At 54.3% G+C, this 21,774-nt stretch carries 19 protein-coding genes; 11 read left to right on the forward strand and 8 right to left on the reverse strand.

What is annotated here, in order from left to right:
• Positions 1-129 precede the first annotated feature (129 nt).
• Positions 130-483 (forward strand): phenylpyruvate tautomerase MIF-related protein, encoded by a 354-nt coding sequence (locus CKL79_RS01870; protein ID WP_121967875.1) that lies wholly within the window; start codon positions 130-132, stop codon positions 481-483.
• A 131-nt stretch (positions 484-614) separates the two neighbouring features.
• Here CKL79_RS01870 and mrdA read toward each other — a convergent pair whose 3' ends face one another.
• The 5 genes from mrdA to CKL79_RS01895 all read right to left on the reverse strand — a co-directional run bounded on the left by mrdA (position 615) and on the right by CKL79_RS01895 (position 7,630).
• Positions 615-2,420 (reverse strand): penicillin-binding protein 2, encoded by a 1,806-nt coding sequence (mrdA, locus tag CKL79_RS01875; RefSeq protein WP_121967876.1) that lies wholly within the window; start codon positions 2,418-2,420, stop codon positions 615-617.
• A gap of 80 nt (positions 2,421-2,500) precedes the next feature.
• Positions 2,501-4,888 carry a penicillin-binding protein 1A gene (locus CKL79_RS01880; protein ID WP_121967877.1) on the reverse strand — a complete coding sequence of 796 codons (2,388 nt, stop codon included), beginning with the start codon at positions 4,886-4,888 and terminating at the stop codon, positions 2,501-2,503.
• Between the two features lie 273 nt (positions 4,889-5,161).
• Entirely contained in the window at positions 5,162-6,148 is a 987-nt protein-coding gene (gene chlG, locus CKL79_RS01885) for a chlorophyll synthase ChlG (RefSeq protein WP_205878969.1), read from the reverse strand.
• 92 nt (positions 6,149-6,240) lie between these two features.
• Complete coding sequence (locus CKL79_RS01890) at positions 6,241-7,368, reverse strand: ArsA family ATPase (RefSeq protein WP_121967879.1); 1,128 nt, start codon at positions 7,366-7,368, stop codon at positions 6,241-6,243.
• Positions 7,369-7,432: 64 nt separating this feature from the next.
• Positions 7,433-7,630 carry a DUF2862 domain-containing protein gene (locus CKL79_RS01895; RefSeq protein ID WP_170943936.1) on the reverse strand — a complete coding sequence of 66 codons (198 nt, stop codon included), beginning with the start codon at positions 7,628-7,630 and terminating at the stop codon, positions 7,433-7,435.
• Positions 7,631-7,730: 100 nt separating this feature from the next.
• On the opposite strand from CKL79_RS01895, the gene hisF reads away from it, so the two are divergent.
• Together hisF and CKL79_RS01905 are read left to right on the forward strand one after the other, a co-directional pair.
• The gene (hisF, locus tag CKL79_RS01900) at positions 7,731-8,525 is read left to right on the forward strand and encodes an imidazole glycerol phosphate synthase subunit HisF (protein ID WP_121967881.1); all 795 of its coding nucleotides are present in this window, start codon (positions 7,731-7,733) and stop codon (positions 8,523-8,525) included.
• A gap of 275 nt (positions 8,526-8,800) precedes the next feature.
• A complete protein-coding gene (locus CKL79_RS01905) occupies positions 8,801-9,085 on the forward strand; it encodes a hypothetical protein (protein ID WP_121967882.1) in 285 nt (94 codons plus the stop codon).
• Positions 9,086-9,133: 48 nt separating this feature from the next.
• Here CKL79_RS01905 and CKL79_RS01910 read toward each other — a convergent pair whose 3' ends face one another.
• The gene (locus tag CKL79_RS01910) at positions 9,134-9,889 is read right to left on the reverse strand and encodes a peptidoglycan-binding protein (RefSeq protein ID WP_121967883.1); all 756 of its coding nucleotides are present in this window, start codon (positions 9,887-9,889) and stop codon (positions 9,134-9,136) included.
• 124 nt (positions 9,890-10,013) lie between these two features.
• Between CKL79_RS01910 and CKL79_RS01915 the strand changes: the two genes are divergently transcribed.
• The 8 genes from CKL79_RS01915 to CKL79_RS01950 all read left to right on the forward strand — a co-directional run bounded on the left by CKL79_RS01915 (position 10,014) and on the right by CKL79_RS01950 (position 20,116).
• Positions 10,014-11,105 (forward strand): hypothetical protein, encoded by a 1,092-nt coding sequence (locus tag CKL79_RS01915; RefSeq protein WP_121967884.1) that lies wholly within the window; start codon positions 10,014-10,016, stop codon positions 11,103-11,105.
• A 225-nt stretch (positions 11,106-11,330) separates the two neighbouring features.
• A complete protein-coding gene (locus CKL79_RS01920) occupies positions 11,331-13,931 on the forward strand; it encodes an HDIG domain-containing metalloprotein (protein WP_121967885.1) in 2,601 nt (866 codons plus the stop codon).
• Positions 13,932-14,590: 659 nt separating this feature from the next.
• On the forward strand, positions 14,591-15,544 hold the full coding sequence (locus CKL79_RS01925) for an RNA polymerase sigma factor, RpoD/SigA family (RefSeq protein ID WP_121967886.1): 954 nt from the start codon (positions 14,591-14,593) through the stop codon (positions 15,542-15,544).
• A 93-nt stretch (positions 15,545-15,637) separates the two neighbouring features.
• The gene (locus CKL79_RS01930) at positions 15,638-16,003 is read left to right on the forward strand and encodes a transporter (protein ID WP_121968008.1); all 366 of its coding nucleotides are present in this window, start codon (positions 15,638-15,640) and stop codon (positions 16,001-16,003) included.
• A gap of 303 nt (positions 16,004-16,306) precedes the next feature.
• Positions 16,307-17,572, forward strand: coding sequence for a 1-acyl-sn-glycerol-3-phosphate acyltransferase (locus CKL79_RS01935; RefSeq protein WP_121967887.1), 1,266 nt, complete (start codon positions 16,307-16,309; stop codon positions 17,570-17,572).
• 49 nt (positions 17,573-17,621) lie between these two features.
• Positions 17,622-18,587, forward strand: a complete 966-nt coding sequence (locus CKL79_RS01940; protein ID WP_121967888.1) for an LD-carboxypeptidase — start codon at positions 17,622-17,624, stop codon at positions 18,585-18,587.
• A 72-nt stretch (positions 18,588-18,659) separates the two neighbouring features.
• A complete protein-coding gene (locus CKL79_RS01945) occupies positions 18,660-19,364 on the forward strand; it encodes a rhomboid family intramembrane serine protease (RefSeq protein WP_121967889.1) in 705 nt (234 codons plus the stop codon).
• 65 nt (positions 19,365-19,429) lie between these two features.
• Entirely contained in the window at positions 19,430-20,116 is a 687-nt protein-coding gene (locus tag CKL79_RS01950) for a DUF2301 domain-containing membrane protein (protein ID WP_121968009.1), read from the forward strand.
• A gap of 18 nt (positions 20,117-20,134) precedes the next feature.
• Here CKL79_RS01950 and CKL79_RS01955 read toward each other — a convergent pair whose 3' ends face one another.
• Together CKL79_RS01955 and CKL79_RS01960 are read right to left on the reverse strand one after the other, a co-directional pair.
• Positions 20,135-21,244 (reverse strand): M28 family peptidase, encoded by a 1,110-nt coding sequence (locus CKL79_RS01955; protein ID WP_121967890.1) that lies wholly within the window; start codon positions 21,242-21,244, stop codon positions 20,135-20,137.
• Positions 21,245-21,342: 98 nt separating this feature from the next.
• Entirely contained in the window at positions 21,343-21,657 is a 315-nt protein-coding gene (locus tag CKL79_RS01960) for a DUF6679 family protein (protein WP_121967891.1), read from the reverse strand.
• Positions 21,658-21,774: the final 117 nt, after the last annotated feature.

Below are 21,774 nucleotides of genomic sequence, written 5' to 3' on the forward strand. Positions count from 1 at the left end.
TTCTCTCAGTTGTTAAGAAAAGTATCACCACCGACAGATCGCCAACTCTCTACAGATAGGGAATTAAGAGATAAGAAATCAGGAATTTGAGACTATGCTGACTAAAAGTGTGACTTCAAACGTAAACCCATGCCCCTGATCAAAGTTCAAACTTCCGTTGACACCCCGGCCAAAACCACCGTCGAAGACCTGCTCAAGCAGCTGTCAGCCAGCCTCGCTAAGCACTTGGGCAAACCCGAATCATACGTGATGACCGCCTTCGAGCCTGGTACCTCAATGACCTTTGGCGGCACCACCGACCCCACTTGCTTCATTCAGATCAAGAGCGTAGGCACGATGGGCAGCGATAAAACCCAAACCATGAGTCAAGACTTCTGCGCCAAAGTGCAGGCTGCCCTGGGCGTCCCGCCCAACCGCACCTACATCGAATTTGCCGATGCTCAAGGCGCAATGTGGGGCTGGAATGGAAAAACCTTTGGATAGCTCATGAGAGCTGCAAGCCTGTCGGCTTAAGTCGAAGCAACCTGATTCAAGAACCCAGCAGGCAGCGACAGCCCTACTCCTGCCTCCTGCCTCCTGTCTGTTCTAATAGGCAACTCCCACTTACAAAAGCCCTACTCAGCCGCTGGTTGCTCCGCCTGCTTAACGTCAAAGTATTCGAGCAGCACTTTTTTTACCATCGGCGCGGCCAGAGAGCCGCCTCCCCCCCCAGAGTGCTCGCCAAAGGCCACTACGACAATCTCGGGCTTATCTGTGGAGGCATAGGCACCAAACCAGGTATGAGATTCTCCTGGCGGGGCTTCTGCGGTACCACTCTTGCCTGAGATAGGCGGCAATGCGGGGTCAGCCACTGCTTTTCCCGTGCCATTGGTCACTACTTCCCGCAGGCCATCTTTTATAACCCTGATCGTACTCGGTGCCAGTCCTAAAGATTCGGTCCATTGTTTGGTTTCTTCTTCGTCCATCACCAGATGGGGCGTGACCATATTGCCACCGTTGGCAGCAACAGCAAACATCACCGCAATCTGTAGCGGCGTCGCGAGCACATTACCCTGACCAATGGAAGCATTAATGGTATCGCCCAGGTACCAGCTTTCGTCTAGGACTTCGCGCTTCCATTCTTCGGTAGGGACTAGGCCCTCGTCTTCTTCTAAAGCCAGCTCAATGCCGGTTTTTCGGCCTAGGCCAAACTTACGCATCCATTTCTCTAGCTCCTTTTCGCCTACAGCTCGGCCCACCTGATAGAAGAAGGTGTCGCTACTCATGGCGATCGCGCCGCGAAAGCCCAAAGGGCCAAATCCGGCGTTGTTCCAGTCCCAAAACTGAATGCCACCAATGGTGATATTAGGGTAGGTCGGCAGCACCACCTCGGGAGAAAATTTGCCAGATTCCATGCCCGCAGCAGCGGTAACTATCTTAAAGGTACTGGCAGGTGGATAAGCGCTCAGGGCGCGGTTAACCAGCGGATTGCCCCGACTCTGAAGCTGGTTCCACTGAGCCTCAGAGATTCGGGATGAAAAGATATTAGGGTCGAAGGTAGGCCGGCTGACCATCGCCCGCACTGCGCCATTGCGCGGGTCGATAGCAACAATAGCACCGGTCTGATTACCCAGGGCCTGCTCAGCGGCTTGTTGCAGATCGGTATCGAGCGTGAGCTGCACGTCTTGCCCAGAAACCGAAGGCTTTTCGCCAATTACCTTTAGCACCCGGCCACTGCTGTCGACTTCTACCTGCTGACCGCCCCACTGACCTCTCAAGGTGGGTTCTAGGGCCATTTCTACGCCCATTTTGCCGATCACATCCCCGATGCGATAGTTCTCATCTTCCAATCCGGCGAGTTGTTCGTCGTTGAGTTCGCCGGTATAGCCTAAAACATGGGCAGCTAAGTCGCCTCGGGGATAGTTGCGTACTGCTTCTGCTTCTACTCGTACGCCGGGCAATTCCTGGGCATATTCAGCCAGCGCTGTGGTCTGAGCAGAACTGACCCCCCGAGAGATCGGCACTGATTTGTTCAGGTTGTAGCTGTTCAAATCGAGGCGCGCTTGAATCTCAGCGGTCGGAACATCGAGAATCTGAGCCAGGCGCTGAATGACCTGCTCGCGCTCAGCTTCTTCTTTGGGCAGGGCAATCGGCCAGATAGAGACCGAATGCGAGAGGCGAGAGCCTACCAAAATGTTGCCTTTACGATCAAAAATAGTACCCCGGGCCGGGCGTCTGGGCAGCAGCAGCACCCGGTTTTCCTCAGCCAATTCGCGGTTGTAGTCCCCTTGAACTAGCTGCAAGTAGGCTAGCCGGGAGCCAATACCGCCGATCATTACCAGGCTCAGCAGCAGCATGATCACCACTGACTGGTACTGGCGGCCAACGGTGCGGCCTCCTTTTTTTTCACTGAAGCTAGAGATGCGTTGGGAAAAAGCCATAGCGATGGGGCAGGTAATGACAGTCGTAAGACAGGTCAATTAGACAGTTAGCAGCAGACAGTTGGCAGTAAGCAGCCTGATTAGTTGTTTAGCACACTAGGCGTTGGGGGCTCTGCCTCCTGTTTGGGTGGCGGTGCGGGCGCAGGCGCAGGCGCAGGAAAAACAGGGGCTGGCGCGGGTGGGGGCACCGGGGCCGGAGCGGGTGCCGGGGCGGGCGCAGGGGCAGGGGCAGGGGCGGGCGCTGGCGCGGGGTCTGATTGGTTGCGAATGGGGCGATCGCGATAAACCGGGTCTACAGGAACCTCGGGCTCAGGCTCTGCGGGCGCGCTGAAGTATTCATCCGGTGCTTCTTCGCTATAGACGGCGGGGCGTCTATAGTCTTCTGGCTGATCGCGATCGCTTCGCGCTGGCCTATCTACAATCGTCCGGCGAGGTGAAATGGGCTTGGCCTTAATGGTGCCTTCTCGCCCGCCTAGCTTGGGCAAGTCTGGGAATTCTTCAACCGGCAGATCATCAATAAACTGACTGACAAACTCATACCAGGCCAGGGCCGCTGTGCGGCTAGCGCCGCTGGTCGGGCTGCTGTCGTCATTGCCCATCCATACCCCAGCGACTAGCTGCGGAGTATAGCCGACAAACCAGAGATCCCGGTTTTTCTCAGACGTACCGGTTTTGCCAGCGACCTGTCTGCCCGAAATCGCCGCATTACCACCAGTACCTCCATTGACTACGCTCTCTAGCATCCAGGTCATAATGGCTGCAGTCTCAGCATCGAGGGCCTGTTTCGGTTCTTCCTCAAATTCGTACATCACATCGCCTTGTGAATTCGTGATGCGGGTGATGCCGTGCGGGGTAATATGCTTGCCCTCAGCGGCAAAAGAGCCATAGGCACTGGTTAGCTCTAGCAGGTTGACTTCTGATGCGCCCAGCGCCAGCGAGTAGGCGGGCAGCAGATCCGAATCGATACCCATGCGATGAGCCATCGCAATCACTGGGTCAAAGCCAACATCGACCAGCAGCTTGACAGCGACGATGTTAATCGAGCGGGTTAGGGCCTGGCGCAGATCGACTTCGCCGCTGTAGCTGTCACCGTAGTTTTCAGGCTCATAGCCATCGACAATATAGCGAGCGTCAGTGTAATTTTTGTAGGGTGACATGCCAGTGGCGATCGCCGTCGCATACACAAACGCCTTAAAAGTAGAGCCCGGCTGCCGCTGCGCCTGAGTCACCCGGTTAAACTGGCTACCGTCAAAATCAGTACCGCCGACCATGGCCTTAATTTCGCCAGTGTTCGGATCAAGCGCCACCAGAGAAGCCTGCTCAAAGCGCTGCCACTCGCCATATTCTTCGGTGATATCTTTAACCGTTTTTTCGGCTGCCTCCTGCCACTTCGTATCTAAAGAGGTTTCCACCACTAAGCCGCCAGCTTCTATCTGCTCAGGGGAGAGAATTTCGGATAGCTGCTTTTTGATATAGATAGTGAAGTAAGGATACTTACTGTAGAGATACTTAGGCTCTTGCGCTTCTAGCGTCACGGCGGCCTGATACGCCTCATCGGCCTGAGCAGTCGTAATGACGCCATTGGCCTCCATGCGGCTGATTACCTTATCGCGCTGCTGGCGAGCCGCTTCCGGATCAACCAGTGGAGAATAGAGACTAGGAGCCGGAGCCATGCCAGCAATCAGAGCCACGTCAGCCACGCTGAGCTTATCGACTGTTTTACCAAAGTAAATCCAGGCGGCATCAGCCACGCCATAGGCTCCCGCACCCAGGTACACCAGATTGAGGTAGCGCTCTAGCACTTTTTCTTTGCCCAGATCTTTCTCTAGTCGCTGAGCTAGTATCGCTTCTTTAAACTTGCGCTGAAAGCTCCTGTCCTGGTTGAGAAACGTGAGCCGCGCCAGCTGCTGCGTAATCGTGCTGGCCCCTTCTACCACGCCACCGCTGCTGAGGTTGGTCAGGGCAGCTCTGGTAATTGAACGGTAATCGATCCCGTTGTGCTGATAAAACCGGCGATCTTCAGCGGCGATAAACGCCTGCACCACCACTTCAGGAATTTTATCAAAAGCAAGATTCTCCTGAGCGGTCGGGCCAACTTTCTGCAAAATTTTGCCGTCTCCGGCCTTCAGCGTGATGGTGCCACTGCGGTCATAGGTCAGCGCCTGACGCACGTCGGGCACCGTCTCTTGCAGACTGCTCCACAGCCGATACAACTGAGCGCTAGGGCCAGCAATACTCGCCCCCACGAGCAGTACCACCCAAAATACAGGCCGCTGGTAAACAGGTTTGCCAACAGGCGTAGGAGCAGACTGGGTCTGACCGAGCTGAGTAGATTGGGGAATAGCTGCCGTTCGAATAGCCGTCTGCCGCCGCTTAGCAGTCTGAGCAGCGCTTGGGGAAGCTGGCTTCGAGTCGGAATCGCGCAGCCTGTTAGACCACTGTTTCAGCTGAGAAAAAAGGTTAGCCACTTCAGGAGTTCTCCAGACGGACTCGCCGCCGTTGACAGACGTTGTTCCAAAAGGTCGGGTTTGAGGCAATGCTTAGACAAGCCATTCTTAGACAAGCCATTCTTAGACAAGCTATAGATAAACCAGACCAGAATGTGCAGATGGCTAGATGCAGGGGCTAATTCGCCTAAATGCTATCACGGCAGGTAGAGTCACTGAGGGCAAGGGGGATCGGTTTTTGTTCGCGGCTCATGACTGGTCACTGCCATCAGGCGGGGTATTTCGACCAGACAGCTAGCTCACTAGACTGCTGTGGCCGATAGCCAATGCCGTCACCAGCATTCCTAAGACTAAAAACGGCTGAGCGCTGGCCTGATATTTGACATCGTTTTCGAGCGGATCGCGCAAAAAGTACATATCTTGAAAAGTGATCTGAGGAATGATCAGTAAGATTAGCAGTACCGCGTAGAGGTTTTTATGAATGCCAATTAAGTAAGCGGCCATGCCTCCTTGAAAAATGTCGATCATCAGTACACAGATCCAAGCGGCCGTTTGCACCCCAAACATCACTGGCAGCGACTTCAGACCGAGCTGGCGATCGCCCTCCACCGCCTTAAAGTCATTCACGACAGCAATCCCTAACCCGGCCATACTGTAAATCAGCGTCAGCACCACAATCGTCGGATTGAGATCGCCAAACAGCGCGTGGCCCGCCCACCAGGGCAGCGCAATATAGCTAGCGCCCAGCGCATAGTTACCTAGCCAGCCATTTTGCTTGAGCTTGAGCGGTGGTGCCGAATATATATAAGAGATAAAAGAGCCGCCCACCGCCAGCACAAAGAGCGTCGGAAACTCGTGCCCGGCCCAGCGATCTAGCCCATAAGCCACTGCTAGCCCGCTCAGCAACAGCACCCATACCTGCGCCCTCACCTGGCCGAGAGAAATCGCCCCGGACGGAATTGGACGATTGGGCTCATTAATCGCATCGAGATCGCGGTCGTAGTAGTCGTTAATGGTTTGGGTGTAGCCGGTTAGCAACGGGCCAGACATCAGCATACAGGCCGCTGCAATCAGCACATTTTCGACCGACCAGGTATAGCCGCCCGAAGAAGCTGCGCCGCAGACCACACCCCAAATGAGCGGAATCCAGGTGATCGCCTTCATCAGCTGTAAACGAATCTTCCAGATCGAGGTTTCGCCAGCCTCTGCGCCCTTCATGCCCAATAGCTGCCGCGCTTTGCCACTGCGTTTAGCCTCTGCGCCTGCCGGATCAGCGACCATGTCGGACTGATCTAAGTCTGGTGTCAATGATTCCGATAGCTGCTCTTCAGACATATGCCATTCCTTTTAGAAGACCGAATCCTACCAATACATTAGCCAAAAGAAATGATTAAGTAGCCGTCTTGAAACTTCGCCCCTGTGACCGAACGGCCACTGAGACCTGACGGCAAAGATAGATTGTGTCGCTGGTCGCCCGCTTCTACCGTGACCTCTGGCCCGTATTGGGTGAGCTTCACCTGCTGCTTGTCAAACCCCGGCAAAAACAGCTTAACGGTACTGCTGGCAACATCTACAGTCATAGAACTAGGCACATCTACCGGCCCAATTAAGTCCGGCAGGGCTGCGACCAAAGGCTGCCAGCGATCGCCTGCTGAGCTGTAGGGCAGCGCTGTGACCGGTAAGGGGCTAAAGGCTTGGGTGGCAGCGGCGGTATCTGCTGGGTCTGGCGAAAATACTGAATTGACAACCGTACCGGCAACCGTCAGGCCAATTTGCTGGGCGGCGCTCCAGAGGTATTTGCCCGTCGCGATCGCCACCGCATCATCTGTCGTCACCACATAGGCCCGCAGCTGCATCGGGTCACGCACGAGGGCTTTGCCTTTCGCCACCATACTCTCTACGCTCTGGCTCTCAGGCCGATTCCAAATATCGCCTGACGAGCCGCTGCTCAATATAGCGCCTGTCACTGGGGCAATAAAAGGTGAAATCGACCGGTAAAACTGCGAATCTTGAAAGACCTTTTTGAACCGGCGAAAATACCAGTCAATGCCGCCAATGGCTCCCCACAGGCGCAGCGTGGACTGGTCGCCTGCGCCATCATGCACGATCACGTCATACTGGCTGCTCTCGGTATATTCGCGAATCGCATTCAGCGCCAAAAAATCATCCAGCCCCGGCACTACGCTCAGCTCCTGGCCATAGACCGCCTTAAAAAACGGATCTCTCAAATACCGGGCCTCAAAGTTTTTGAGCTGCTCCCAGTTTTCGTCGAGCAGGGCGGTAGTGCGTAGCTGTACAGCCTGAAAGCTCTGATTCCCAATGCTGACCGCGCTAGCACTTGGGCCAACATCAGTGCCTAGCAGCAGCGACAGCGCTGGCCCGGCCTCTTGGGAAATCAGCAGCACTCGCTTCCCTGCCCCTGCTAGCTTTTGAGCAGCGGCGATCGCCACTGTAGAGCGGCCTGTGCCCCCCTTCCCTAGAAACGTGAGAATCAGCGTCATAGTCTACAGATAATGAAGTCTACAGAATTTATATAGAGGTTTTAAAGGGGTAGAAATTAGGCAGCTACGCAACCGGGCGCAGCTCATCTTCAAAAAACCAGGTGGTGTAGCCATCTGATTCAAACGTTACCAGCGCGCCAATGTTCTGCCCGTCAAGCAACTTCAGATCCTTAACGGTGCCAGTTTTGCCCAGGCGAGCAGCAAAAGACTTGCCGACGCGATCGCGCATCCGGCACACCTGTACCCGCTGTCCAATTTCCAAATCCATGCTTAATAAACTGTATCCTTACTGAGGTGTCTGGCTCAAAATCAGATCTCAGTTTATCAGCGCCCCGCGCTCCCTCTGAACATAACTCAAAAAAATGCTTGCCAAACGAATTTTGCCCTGCCTTGATGTGAAAGCTGGCCGCGTGGTCAAAGGCGTCAACTTCGTCGATCTCAAAGACGCGGGTGACCCGGTAGAACTCGCCAAACGCTACAACGAGGCCGGGGCCGATGAACTGGTGTTTTTAGATATCACCGCTACCCACGAAGACCGCGATGTGATCTATGACGTGGTCTATCGCACCGCTGAACAGGTGTTTATTCCGCTCACAGTAGGCGGCGGCATTAGCTCTTTAGACACTATTAAAAAGCTGCTGCGGGCCGGGGCTGACAAGGTGAGTATTAATTCAGCAGCGGTGCGCGACCCGGATTTGATTGACCGGGCGAGCGATCGCTTTGGCAATCAGTGCATCGTCGTCGCCATTGATGCCCGCCGCCGCCAGCCGTCCGCTGCCGAACCTGAGCAGCCCGGCTGGGATGTCCCCCGGTGGGATGTCTTCGTGCGAGGGGGCCGCGAAAATACCGGACTGGATGCGGTGACCTGGGCTTGCGATGTCGTTCAGCGCGGAGCCGGGGAGCTGCTCATTACCAGCATGGATGCCGACGGAACGCAGGCAGGCTATGACCTGACGTTGACTGAGGCGATCGCCAGCCGTGTAGAAGTGCCGGTAATCGCCTCAGGAGGAGCTGGCACCTGCGCCCACATTCATCAGGCGCTGACAACAGGCAAAGCCGAAGCCGCCCTACTCGCCTCACTGCTGCACTACGGTCAGCTCAGCGTCGATGAAATCAAAACCTATTTGTCAGCTCATAACGTCACAGTCCGCCGCTAATTGTTTACAAAAGCTTATAAAGCGTCCGCTTTTCTGAAACACCCTCTATTGTGAAGGCAAGCCGTGCGGACATGTTCCTCACAGTTAAAGTGCCTCTGATTAAAGGGCTAGACCCTGTGTCCGGGGTGTTTAACAGACGAGCAGGCTCATCGGCAAAGCCTGAGATATCTGTTAATATATGTAAAAGTGTGTAAATGTTTACTGCCCAGTCAGAGTCGTTCTGATTGATTGGCGCTCCCAGGTTGGCTCATGCTGTTAGATAAAGCACCGCTGAAATGATATTGCTGACGCTAACTATTGTGATTGGTCTAGTCTTTTGGGCACTGCGCCTGATGGATCGGGCTGTTGAAAATCAAGAATTTTCGCTGATGCTAGCTGGTTTCTTAGTCGCCTCTTCTGCCGCCGCTGTAGTCGGCGTCCATTTTTTGATGAGTGACTACTTCACGCTCATCGGCGGTCAATCCGGTTCTGCTAACCGTTACGATACCGCCTGGGTTGATAGTGACCTGCCCGTTTTGGTAGAGCGCACCAGCACGTATTCGCGCTCAAGATTTGAATAGACCTGATTTAACAGACCTGGCTTAAAGTTAGCCCCAATCGTCCGACGGCTACTGAGCTAACGCTCGTAAAAGCGCATCCCACGTAGACGGACCGACAATGCCATCGACCAATAACTGCTGATCGCTTTGGAACTGTTTGACAGCGGCTTCGGTTTGTTCTCCGTACCCACCGTCAATTTCACCCTGATAGTAACCTAGCGTTCGCAGTTCGCTCTGAAGCTGGGAGACAGCAGCACCCACAGCATCGACCCTGAGCACAGGCGGACCGTTAGGCGCTGGCGCTGGACTATTTTCCATGCTGACAACAGCGGCGGTGGGGGGTTCTACAGGCGCTTCACTGGCAGGAATCGGCTGAGCCGCCTCAGGCGTAGGGAGCAGCTTACCCCAAGTAGACGGCCCGACAATGCCATCGGCGGCAATGCCAGCTGCCGTCTGAAACCGGGCGACAGCCTCCTGAGTACTCTGGCTATAGGTACCATCGACGCTGCCTGAGTAAAAGCCCAGCAATTTTAGAGTGGCCTGCAGATAGCTCACGCTTTCGTCAGTGCTGCCCGCAGACAGAATTGGATAGGCCGGCTGCGCTATTAAGGGATCGATCTCTATAGATTGGGTAACCGATTGATCAGCACGTCTGGAAGAGCCCAGATCAGATATGCTGAGCGCTGGTGTGCCAAGGCCGAGGAGGATAGCGGGTAGTGCGATCGCCCCTGCGAAATAGATTGTCCGCTGATTAAACAATTTACGCCAGCCTTTATTAAGCAGTGGCTGTTCGTTAAGTCGCCTGTGATTGCGCGATCGCACCATTGCGGGTTTCCTCAGCCTTTTGCATAGTTCTGCTTGGCATAGTGTTGCATAGTCTGCCTTCAGCCATCTCAATATAAGCAGATATAATTCTCTGTGCAAAGGAGCGTCAAGGCCCGACCCTCAAATGCCTACATCTCACCTACCCACTCAAAACTCTACGAGCGATCGCTTCCAGGGAGCACTGCTAGGTCTGTGGCTTGTCCCCAGAGCGATCGCCGAGAGCAATCGCACCGCTGACGAGTGGGAGAACTGGGCAGCAGCAGTTGCCTTCGGGTTTGAGCATATCCTCGCCTCGCCCGCTGAGCCGCTGTCGCCTCAAAGCGCTCAGGAGAGACCTGTAACACTATCTACCGGGCGACCTATTCAACTCCCCCTCTGGCTAACTGATATAGCCGAGCTGCTGCGCTATCACGACAGCCGGGAGCGCCGCTGGCAGCGCTTTGCTACCGAGTCGCAAACATATAGGGCGCAAACATCTGGGACGCAAGCACCCGCCGAGGCTCAGTACTTGATACTCGGTGACCTTTTAGAATTCGCCCTGAGCGGCTGTGCGGATTCTCCAGTGAATTATTTAGTGCAGTTGCAAATGCGTTCTCAGCCGTATGAGCTATTGTCAGCGCCCTCTCGTCACTATCAGGGGATTTTGACCGAGATGCACGCACAATTGTCGCAGATCTGGCGATTGCCGGCCGTAAGCCAGTCTATATCAGGAAATCTCTACACTCACGATCTCACGGCTACTGAGCTGGCTGACCACGCAGCCTTTATAGGCGGGGTGCTTAGCGCACTTACCCATCCGGAGAGCTACTGCCTATCGGTACAAGCAGCGGCACGCTATGGCGGAATAGCCGCGCTAGCAGCCGGTGTGCTGGCAGGTGCGATTAGTGGACGGATGGCGCTACCTGTGCTGTGGCAGATGGGTTTATCTGCAAAATCCGAGCAAGCGCCTAGCCCTTCATCAAGTCTCAATCAAGAATTTTGTCATCAGTCAGGAAACCAGATAGAAAAGCAGGATGATTTAAACATCCCATTAAATAGAACATCTGCAGACAGGTCCCCCACAAACAAACTGGCCCAGCTTTCCCAACAGCGGCTTTCAGACGTGTCGGCGCTGGCCAATCGACTGTTTGAGCAGTGGGCAGGGATTTTGCCTGCGGCTAGCGCTCCATCGGCTGTAGTTGCTGTTAAAACAGCTTGCGGCAGGTCAGCCATCTAATTGCTTGCCTGGTTGCTTGCTACGGGTTACTCGCGATTGTTACGGCTATCGGCCTTGCCAAACCCATCCACTGTCAGCAGGCCCGACCTGAAAGCGCGTTAATCAGCTAAAAAACCCGCACTATAATGGCGAAATGATGTATTTCAAAACCCGCTTCACTCTTCCCCATACTGCCGCTGGTAGCCTCGCTACAGTGGCCCATTAGGCAATTTATTAGGTGGGCCAATGCGCGTTCTCCGTCATGTTGCCAGTTGGATTTATCAGCTGTGGCTGTGGTCGTCCAGGCGGCTGAGGTACGCCGTTCGCTATTGGAATAGGCGGATCAATCGTCGCTGTACCCCTTTAGTCAATAGCGCTCGGCAGTTTTTTCGACTAGAAGGGCTCCCCCCATCAGGGCCGAACCGGCAGGCTCGGGCAAGTCATGCTGCGCGATCGCAGACATCAGCCAGCAAAAAGTCTACCGGCAAAGACCTGATATCGCGAGGAGCCAGCAATCGAACCTGGATAGTAACGCTCGTAGCGGTTTTAGTGCTGACCGCCTGCTTTGGCCAACGCTTCTATAATCAGCCTGGCCTGGATGTACGGTCAATATCACCACAGACCTTCCGTGCGCCTGCAAGTGCCATTGTGGAGGATGAAAAGGAGACTGAGCTGCGACGCACTAACGTTCGCAATGGTGCCGTAGAGATACTCAAGCTCGATCCTGACCGCACGGCGGCGGCGGAGCGATCGCTTAAAACGCTTTTGCGGCAAGGGCGAGAGCTTCGAGAGCAGGCAGGTAGCCCCCAGTTTCTCAGCTCGGAGACTCTGTCAGAAACCACACAGGATACGCTATTTCAGGCTTCAGACAGTCAGTGGCAAATGATCTGGCGCTTAGCTGAGTTAGCGGGTGAATCCTCAGCTGAGCTATTCCCTGCGGCGGATCAGCCTGCGCCATCGCTGCCGCCCAAAATCGCCGCTCAGATGCGATCGCTAGCAGCTGACCAGGCAGATGCCCTGCAAGAGCTACTGTCTTATCAGGCCCAGTCAGGCAGCCAGGGTCTAGCACTGCTCCAAATTCGGATGGACACGCGGCGACGGCAATATCGTCAGACAGTTGATGAGCTAGCAGCAGCTAGCTCAGAGGATCAGCCCAAGGGCCCGCCCCTCTACAATTATCGCTTGTTTGAGCTCTCCGATGAGCAGTGGTCAACGCTAGAGAGCGATGCCGAGCAGATCTTTTCAGAGATGATGATTCAGGGCATTCATAGAGGCATGCCCGACGATCTACTACGCCGGGCAATAGAGCTGCGAGTACCGGCTGGGCCAACGCCAGAAGTAAAGCAGCTTACCGCTGATGTGATCGCAGCATCGCTGGTAGCCAACCTGGTTCGCGACGAAGAGCGCACCCGCCTGCGGGCCGATCAGGCCGTCAATGAGATTGAGCCGGTAATGGTCTCAATACATAGAGGCGACGTAATCGTGCGGGCTAATGAAGTCATCGATCAGTCTGATTTTGTACTGTTGGACTACTTCGACCTGACCGGGCGCTATTTTAACTGGATCGGGCTCTGCGGCTTTAGCCTGCTAGTAGCAGCGGCGGTCGCGTTTTACCTGTGGGTAGATCACCGGCAGGTTAACCAACTCAACCGGCGCGACCATGGGTTAGTGCTGCTGCTGTGTCTAGTCGTTTCCGGGCTGGCGGCGCTGCGAGTACCGACTTTGGGGCTGCCGGCTGTGGGGCTGCTGGTCGGCAGCTTTTACGGCTCAGCGTTGGGGCTGACGGTGGTGGGGCTGCTGACGCTGCTGCTGCCGGTCGGCCTATCAGTCAGTACGATTCCGCTGGTCACGGGAGCCTCAGCCGCGATGCTCGGCACCTGGATTGCGCCTCGGCTGCGATCGCGCGAAGAATTTGCCCTATTAGGCGGGTTTGTCGGCCTCTCCCAGGCCATAGTTCACCTAGTGCTGACGCTAATGCGCCTGACGGTAGCCACGCCGCTGTGGAAAGTCGTGTTTGTCGGTTCGGCCATGCATGGTCTCTATGGCCTGGCCTGGAGTGTCGTAGCGCTAGGCGTCAGCCCTTATCTAGAACACTTTTTTGATGTGGTGACGCCGATTCGCCTGGCTGAGCTGTCTAACCCCAATCGCCCGTTACTGAAGCGGCTAGCAGCCGAGACCCCTGGCACCTTTCAGCACACAATCTTCGTCGCTAACCTGGCAGAAGCCGCTGCCCGCGCTCTGGGCCGCAATGTAGAGCTGGTGAGAGCAGGCACCCTCTACCATGACATCGGTAAAATGCACGACCCTGAAGGCTTTATCGAAAATCAGATGGGTGGCCCCAACAAGCACGACCTGATTGATGACCCCTGGAAAAGCGCCAGCATTATCAAAAAGCACGTCACGCTGGGCCTGGTGATGGCGCGCAAATACCGGCTGCCAGAAGCCGTGCAGGCATTTATCCCAGAGCATCAGGGCGATATGAAAATCAGCTATTTTTACCAGCAGGCTAAGGCCAAACAGGCTGTAGAACCTACCCTGGTCGTCAATGCCGCCGACTTTAGCTACGACGGCCCGATTCCTCAAACCATTGAAACCGGGATCACGATGCTGGCCGATTCTTGTGAGGCGGCCTTGCGATCGCTCAACCCCGATGCCTCAATCGACGAAGCCTATACCATGGTGAACAAGATTCTGCGGGCTCGCTGGCGCAACCGACAGCTGATAGACAGCGGCCTCAGTCGCGATGACATGGACATAATTGCCAGCGTCTTTGTCCAGGTATGGCAGCAGCATAACCACAAGCGCATTTCTTATCCCAAAAGCGTACTGGCTGGGAAGGAGTCGTAAGGCCAGTAAATCAGTGACAAAACAATACGCATGTACTATGATTCTGGCATCCTGATTTCAGAGGTAGCGATAGCAGACAGCGGTCAAAGCCAGTGTCCTCTAAGTTTATCTAGAATCACTCAGGCTGCCCATAGGTAGCAGAACGGTAGCAGAACTTTGAAGCGCACCGATTCAACAAGACCCAACGGTCTAGAACGAACGGTGTCTAGTCGAACAAAATCTGTCTATAGGACCATGTAATGTTCCTGTGAGCGGATTTAAATAGTTTACAAACATTTGCAAATTTGTTTAAGACTCTCATTATCATGCGAACTCAATAGGCTTATTACCCGAACCAGGCAGGCTCCATTTTTCCGTAGAAATGCGCTAGGACTGTTTATGAGATCGACTTTCCGTCTTTAGTCAGCCGGTTTTCTGAGAGCTTCACAAACGATTAAATTGAACAATGGCTCTCATAAACGTTACAATTGTTTTCATAAATTAGGTTTTAAATTTCCTGTAGAGAAAAAGCGCAGATCAATATCTCTGTCCATAGCTTTTTCTCGGTGCAACTGTCTCATTTCGGGGTTCAAGCTTTAGACGGCTTGCATGCCAAGTGTTTGGGAGTTAGCCCTAGTGGTGCTCCCGGTCAAGAACTATTCTCTTACCGCTACATTTTTATGAAAGCCGCTCCTTCTGGCGATTTAGTTCGCACCTATCTCAAAGAGATTGGCCGTGTGCCACTACTCACTCACGAAGAAGAGATTATTCTGGGTAAGCAGGTCAAGCAAATGATGGAACTGCTTGCCGTTCATGCCGAGTTAGCCGAAACGTTGGGACGCGATCCTGATCAGGTGGAATGGGCTCAGGCTGCCCAGCTATCCGCAGACGATTTGGCCGTAGCGATTGAGTCGGGCGAACGCGCTAAACGCAAAATGGTCGAGGCCAATCTGCGGCTGGTCGTGTCAGTCGCCAAAAAATATATCAAGCGCAATGTCGATCTGCTAGATCTCATCCAGGAAGGCACTATCGGCATGCAGCGCGGGGTGGAAAAATTTGACCCGGCTAAGGGCTACCGCTTTAGTACCTATGCTTATTGGTGGATTCGGCAGGCCATTACTCGGGCGATCGCCGAAAAGAGCCGCACTATTCGCCTACCGATTCACATCACCGAAAAGCTCAACAAAATTAAGAAGTCCCAGCGCCAGTTCACGCAAAAAACGGGCCGCGCCCCCACCATTCCTGAGATTGCTCAAGATACAGAGCTGACCATTCAGCAGGTGCGTGACTATCTAGACAAGTCGCGGCAGCCCCTGTCGTTAGATTTGCGCGTAGGTGACAACCAGGATACTCAGCTCAGCGATCTGCTAGAAGACGATGGCCAAACGCCAGACGATTACGCCACGCAGTCATCGCTCAAGCGCGATTTAAATGCGCTGATAGCCGATCTGACGCCACAGCAGCAGCGGGTGATTTCGCTGCGCTTTGGCCTCGATGATGGCAAAAATATGACCCTGGCAAAAATCGGAGCCATGCTAGATATCAGTCGCGAGCGCGTGCGCCAGATTGAGCGAGAAGCGTTGACTAAGCTGCGGAAGCGTCGGGGCGACATGCGAGAGTACATCGCGGGTTAATCGGTATCGCGGGTCAATCGGTGGGGTCAGCCTGCTATGATGCTGGCGCACTTGACTAGCGCACTTGACTGGCGCACTCGACGGCGCGATGCTGTGACCCCACAACAATTGGCTTTGCTTTGCTTTTCGGTAATAACGGCTGCCTGCGGTCAGCTGTTGCTGAAGCTCGGGGCGCTCAAACTCGGAACCGCTGAGGCAACCGGACTACCGGGTCGTCTGTGGGCGATGGTCACTATTCCAGAACTGATTGCCGGATTTGCCGTCTATGGCACGAGTGCGATCGCCTATATTTTTCTCCTGACCCGAGTCAAGCTTAGCGTTGCGGCTCCTAGCACTGCTTTGATCTATGTGCTCTCAGTGTTAATCGGTTTTTTTGTCTTTAAAGAACCTGTTTCTTTCTCGCAGCTGCTAGGGTTAGCCTTCATTGCTTTTGGGGTGATTTTGGTGGTTTCGCGCTAGAGCAAGCGCCTGGCTAAAGCCGTTTAGTCCAGATCGCCTAGCTCGTTCTGGGGGGTTCCCAACGATGGCCCCGAAAATGATGCGGCGAAATGACACGGGGACTGCTTTGTAGTACATTAGGACTATTCTATTCGACTTGACGATTGCCCTCGCCAGCGGCGGGGGTCTTTTTTTGCCGTTTAGCAGTCGCTTGTGTCGTGAGCAAAGGGGCCAACGGTAAAACGGTATAAATAGTGGCTGCCGTTAGAAAATCTCATGCCCTTATCCATATACTCTGTAGGGCATAGGCTTTTGTGCAGGACCATGACCGCTAATTCTCAGAGTGCGCCTCAGACCTTTTATCCGCCAAAGCAGCGACCGCTGATGATCAGACTGGTACAGAGCATCACCACGCCTCTGGCCCGGCTGCTCTACAAAGTGTGGATATCGGTCTCTGAAGAAGACGTCGGCAAGGTGCGAACGATAGAGGACGCCCGCATTGTTTTTGTCTGCAACCATCCCACAATGGAGGATGGGATCAGTCTGTTTGCCCTGTCAGCTCGCCTGGGTCAGCTGTTTCACTACGTTGTCGCCTATGAATCGTTTAAAGGACTATTAGGCTGGTTTATTCAGCGGCTGGGGTGCTATTCGATTCGACGAGGATTGGGCGATCGCGCCAGCATCAGCCAAACCATTGCCCTACTTAAAAAGCCACAGTGTCGCCTGGTAATTTTTCCTGAGGGTGGCTGCTCCTACCAGAACGATACGATCATGCCCTTTCGCTCAGGGGCTATTCAACTACCGATGTCTGTACTGGCCCAACTCGCCAAAAAAGCGTCCTCCCCTGAGCAAATTCCCGATCTGTACCTAGTGCCCCTGACGTTGAAATATCGCTACTTGCAGCCCATGCGCCGGGTGATCAAAACCACGCTCGACCGGTTGGAGAGCCAGCTCCAGATTGCCGCCGTGCCAGCGGGCCACACTGATATTTACCAGCGACTGCGGCGGGTGGCTCACCAGGTGATTTTGAAAATTGAAGCTGAAGCCGGGTTGCCCCCCGAAAGCGATCTAGATTGGAATCAGCGGATCGAGCGGCTGCGGCAGATCTTTATCAAAAAGTGTGAAGCGGCGCTGGAGATTGAGCCCAATTTGCATGTACCGGTGCGTGAGCGGGTTTACAAAGTTCAGGCTCTACTAGAAGCTGAGCAAGAGTCTGCAGACGCTAGCGGCAGCAACCTCCACGCTGAAGCTGAACAGTCAGATATCTACTGGGATACTGTGCGGCTGCTCAACTTCGACGCTATTTACGATGGCTACGTTGCCGAATCACCTACGCCAGAGCGCTTTTTAGATACGCTGATGCGGTTAGAGCGGGAGGTGTTTCATCTGGAGCACGCCCAGCTTAAAGCGCTCCGCAAAGCCTACTTTTATATCGGTGACCCGATCAATCTCAAAGGTTATTTGGCAGACTATCAGCGCGATCGCTCCGGTACCACTGATCGGCTAGCTGAGCAGATCCACCAGACCATGCAGGCCAATTTGGAGCAGATGAACCAGGCGGCTCAAAGCAATGACCTGTCTTCTTTCTAGATGATTGGGTGGGTCTACAAGAATCTACGAACGTCGTTTTAGGGTACTTATGCGCTCTGAGTCACGCTGTCAGCTACCGCCATCGCTATCGCCGGGCGATCTGCTATATGTCATATCGCCTAGTGGTGGGCTACTCACCTCAGAAAAGTTTGCAGAAGGGCTGGCCATCTGGCGTCAGCGGGGCTACCGACTGCATTTGTGCGATGGCTATGATGATCGCTGGGGATATCTAGCTGGCAAAGACAGTCGCCGCCGGCAGCAGCTATTAGCCGCGCTGCAAAATCCTGAGTGTAAGGGCATTCTCTGCGCTCGCGGCGGCTATGGCGGTACCCGTTTACTAGAAGAGTGGGATTGGCCACCGCTAACAGCAGCCCCCAAATGGTTGATTGGCTTTTCAGATATCACTGGTTTGCTGTGGAGCTTGAGCAAGCAGGGCATATCGGGTGTGCATGGGCCAGTCCTGACGACGCTAGCAGATGAGCCGGCCTGGTCGATAGCGCGTTTGTTCAGCTGGGTAGAGCATCACCAGATAGCGCCTATACAAGGTCGCGGGTGGGCTGAGATGGGCTGTGGCGGTCAGGCCAGCGGCAGATTGCTGCCAGGAAATCTCTGTGTGGCCACTCACCTGCTGGGCACACCGGCTGAACCTGACTTAACCAATGTGATTCTGGCGTTCGAAGATGTCGGCGAAGCCCCTTACCGGCTGGATCGAATGCTGACTCAGTGGCGCTCTAACGGTCGGCTGAAGCAGGTGAAAGGAATTGCTTTAGGTCGCTTTAGCGGCTGGCAACCGGATCAGTCAGGGCCGACGCTGAGCGTGGCAGAAGTGATGAGCGATCGCCTCTCAGATCTGGGCATTCCGATTGTCTCTGATTTACCTTTTGGCCATGACGGTGCCAACGCCGCTCTGCCGGTGGGGATCTCCGTACAGCTCAATGCAGACGCAGGCACATTGAGCTGGCCAGATAGCGTTCTCCCATCACCGCCCGCTGAAGGATGGCCCGCTGAAGTGTGATAATCGTCAGATCTGGTACAGTCAGCTAGGATGACCCGTCTAAAATAAAGTTATCCCTCATTCTTGCTCGCCGTGGTTCCTCTTAAAGATAACAACCCCATCAGCACGACGCCGGTAGTCGTCTATGGTCTGGTTGTTCTGAATGTTGCTATTTTCCTCTACGAAATGTCGCTGGGAGAAAATGCTCTCCAGCAGTTTTTTAACACGTGGGCAATTGTCCCGGCTGAGCTGACTCAATCCTTCAGCGGCGGCGCAGCGGCTGAGCGCGAATGGTTTACGCTAATTTCTTCTCAGTTTCTCCACGGCGGATTTCTGCATGTGGGGGGCAATATGCTCTATCTGTGGGTCTTTGGCAACAATATTGAAGACCAGCTGGGTCATCTCAAGTTTCTGATTTTTTATCTGGCCTGCGGCGCGCTGGCAGGGCTAACGCAGTGGTTTTTTGACCCGGCTTCGACCGTGCCAACGCTGGGCGCTAGTGGGGCGATCGCTGGCATTATGGGAGCCTACATTATCCGCTTTCCCCGCGCTAAAATTCTCACCCTGGTGCCGCTGTTTATCTTCATCACGACCTTCCGCATTCCGGCTATTTTCTTCTTGGGCTGGTGGTTTGTACAGCAGGCCCTATATGGCATCGCTAGCTTGGGAGCGACGGCGGATGTCGGGGCAACGGGCGGCGTGGCTTACTGGGCACATGCGGGCGGCTTTGTTTTCGGCGCTGTTTTAGGGCCGCTGCTCGGGCTGTTTTCTAAAGAGACGGACCGCCATCGCTGGTAGTTATATCGCTTGCTCACAGAGACAATCCGCTTCTCTATAATCTGTTTTGTAATGGAGTCAATATGATGACCACCCAACTCAATGCGCCGACTGCGCCCGACCCGGCGTCTGTGGTTTACGAAGGTCAGTTCGGCAGCTTTACCATCGACCCGCATGATCGCCAGGAGGTAATTCTCTACCGGGCTGGATTGGTTGTGGCTGCTATCAGTTTTGCGATCGCCGTCCTCTGCGTGTTCTTTGCCAGCGCGGCAGCTCCCCTAGTAGCAACTATCTGCTACGGCCTGATGTGGCTAGCGCTTGGTCTCAGCTTCGCGAAGATCCATATCTACTTACGGCCCCTACACCGGGCGCTACAGATTTTTTGGGCGATTGGCGGGCTGGCGAGCGTGGCGATCGCCTTCATTTACCCCAGCCCTCTAGCGCTGACAGCCTATCAGCAGCCACTGACAATTTTAGGCATCGGCTTTACCTTTGCTGCCCTAACCGGCATTTTCTTCAAAGAAGCCTTTTGCTTTAATCGCCTGGAGACCAAATTTCTGGCGGTGATAGTGCCCGGTCTGCTGTTAGGCCATATGACGGGTCTTTTGCCCGACCAAACGGAGCGCGGTATGTTAGCTGTTTGGGCAGCGCTGTTTGCTATTTTTGCCCTGCGCAAAGTCATTCAGCCGATCCCGCCAGACATTGGCGACAAAAGCGTCTTTGCATACTTAGAAAAAGAGCGGCTAGAAAAAGAGCGGCAGCAGGCGGCTTAGTCTTGGCTTTAGGCTTGGCTAAGGATTAGCTTGCAAGAGGGTAGCGATCGCATTGACAATATGCTGAGCGCTGCCTTTGAGGAACGGTAGATCTAGCGTATCCGGCGTGTCCTGAGGCGTGTGGTAGTACGGGTTGCGAAAGTTAGCGGTGTCGCTGACAAAAAGAGTGGGAATATCTTTCTCCCAAAAGGGCGCATGATCGCTACGCAGCAGATCGGGGAAAAGTCTTAAAGTCGGCTCTGGAATTGGCAGACTCAGCACCCGGGGCTCACTGCGACCGGCAGAGCGCATAAATGCGTCAATCAGATCGCTCTGAGATTGCAGGCCCAACACAGCTAAAAAATCACCCGTCTCCGGCAAGTCTTGCAGCGGCAACCGCAGCGGATAGGTCTGACAGCCCTCTGCATGACAGGCGTAGCCGACCATATCAAGAATGACTGCGCCCTTCACCCCAGCAATATTGTCAGCATCTTGAGTAAACGCCAAACTGCCTAAAAGGCCGCTGCCGTCGCTCTGATGCTCTTCTTGGTCAAAAAAAACCAGCTTTAATGTCGCTAGAGAGCGATTTCCAGCTGCTGCCTGTTGCGAAAGTAGGCGGGCCGTTTCTAGTAGCGTGGCGATCGCACTGCCATTATCATCGGCTCCCGGCGAAGCAGCGACGGTGTCGTAGTGGGCACCTAGCACGATGGCCCCAGCATTAGGATCACTGCCGGGCAATTCAGCAATAATGTTCATACCGCTTTGCTGAGCACTGCCGCTTTGCTGAGCACTGCCGCTCGCAGCGGGGTCGTAGCGCTGCTGAACCGGGGTGAGGCCGTAGTCTATAAGTCGGGCAGTGATATAGCTACTAGCTACCGCCTTTTCTGAAGTACTGTAGCGAGGCTGCGCTAGGGCAGCTACGTGGGCCATCAGCCGCGCTTCATCCACTCTGAAATCTAGGCGGTCTTGAGGGCTGAGGGCTGGGCTAATATCAGAATCAATATCAAGACCAGAAAGAGAGCGGGCAGCAGAGGGTGCGCCAGAGGGTGGCATGAAAGCGTCTGTCAGTCGGTTGACCGGATTGTCCCAAGCAATGGCTATTGTGATCAAAAGAGCGATCGCAAAGAAGAGCCTGCTGCTTTTTCTCATAGGGCTAGCCGAAAGCGTACAGGCCTGACGCCCTGATAACGCCCTAATTCTATAGCAATCGTCATGGTTGCTGCCGAGCCAGGCCCTGTCGCTCCAGGCTAAGAGAGCTGATCGTCAAAGTCTGGGCTGCTTTCTTTTTGCAAAAGCCGGGAGAGCTGTCCGCGAATGTCAGCGAGCTGGGGGTTATTAGGCTTAGGAATGACGACCAAACGCACTTCGATTTCTGAGACATTGGCAATCCGAGTCGTTTTTTCCCACACCTTGCGCTCAGTGTCCGACTCAGACTCATACCGGAAAGTCACCACGCTATTGCCGACTTCCAAAATCTCGACGTTCTTAAACCAGCCGCTGCTGCTTTGGATGTAAAGCCATACGCCAGGCTTGCCAACCAGTTCCTTGAGCTTCTCTTCCATCTATGCTGCGTCCCAATCAGAAACTACGAGATTAAAAGATGACCGAAATTAGAAAGATACATCTACCTGTCGATGTATCTTTCCCACTTTGTCTTAAATTATCTAAGAAGTCTAGCA

This window comes from Leptolyngbya sp. BC1307 (assembly GCF_002286735.1).
In the GTDB taxonomy this organism is placed as follows: Bacteria; Cyanobacteriota; Cyanobacteriia; order Phormidesmidales; family Phormidesmidaceae; genus Phormidesmis.

Coding starts and splice junctions, on each gene's coding strand:
- CKL79_RS01915 (WP_121967884.1), top strand. CDS start 10,014: ATGCCTACATCTCACCTACCCACTCAAAACTCTACGAGCGATCGCTTC.
- CKL79_RS01960 (WP_121967891.1), bottom strand. CDS start 21,657: ATGGAAGAGAAGCTCAAGGAACTGGTTGGCAAGCCTGGCGTATGGCTT.
- CKL79_RS01920 (WP_121967885.1), top strand. CDS start 11,331: ATGCGCGTTCTCCGTCATGTTGCCAGTTGGATTTATCAGCTGTGGCTG.
- CKL79_RS01950 (WP_121968009.1), top strand. CDS start 19,430: ATGACCACCCAACTCAATGCGCCGACTGCGCCCGACCCGGCGTCTGTG.
- CKL79_RS01910 (WP_121967883.1), bottom strand. CDS start 9,889: ATGGTGCGATCGCGCAATCACAGGCGACTTAACGAACAGCCACTGCTT.
- CKL79_RS01890 (WP_121967879.1), bottom strand. CDS start 7,368: ATGACGCTGATTCTCACGTTTCTAGGGAAGGGGGGCACAGGCCGCTCT.
- chlG (WP_205878969.1), bottom strand. CDS start 6,148: ATGGTCGCTGATCCGGCAGGCGCAGAGGCTAAACGCAGTGGCAAAGCG.
- CKL79_RS01925 (WP_121967886.1), top strand. CDS start 14,591: ATGAAAGCCGCTCCTTCTGGCGATTTAGTTCGCACCTATCTCAAAGAG.
- mrdA (WP_121967876.1), bottom strand. CDS start 2,420: ATGGCTTTTTCCCAACGCATCTCTAGCTTCAGTGAAAAAAAAGGAGGC.
- CKL79_RS01940 (WP_121967888.1), top strand. CDS start 17,622: ATGCGCTCTGAGTCACGCTGTCAGCTACCGCCATCGCTATCGCCGGGC.
- CKL79_RS01935 (WP_121967887.1), top strand. CDS start 16,307: ATGACCGCTAATTCTCAGAGTGCGCCTCAGACCTTTTATCCGCCAAAG.
- hisF (WP_121967881.1), top strand. CDS start 7,731: ATGCTTGCCAAACGAATTTTGCCCTGCCTTGATGTGAAAGCTGGCCGC.
- CKL79_RS01905 (WP_121967882.1), top strand. CDS start 8,801: ATGATATTGCTGACGCTAACTATTGTGATTGGTCTAGTCTTTTGGGCA.
- CKL79_RS01870 (WP_121967875.1), top strand. CDS start 130: ATGCCCCTGATCAAAGTTCAAACTTCCGTTGACACCCCGGCCAAAACC.
- CKL79_RS01955 (WP_121967890.1), bottom strand. CDS start 21,244: ATGAGAAAAAGCAGCAGGCTCTTCTTTGCGATCGCTCTTTTGATCACA.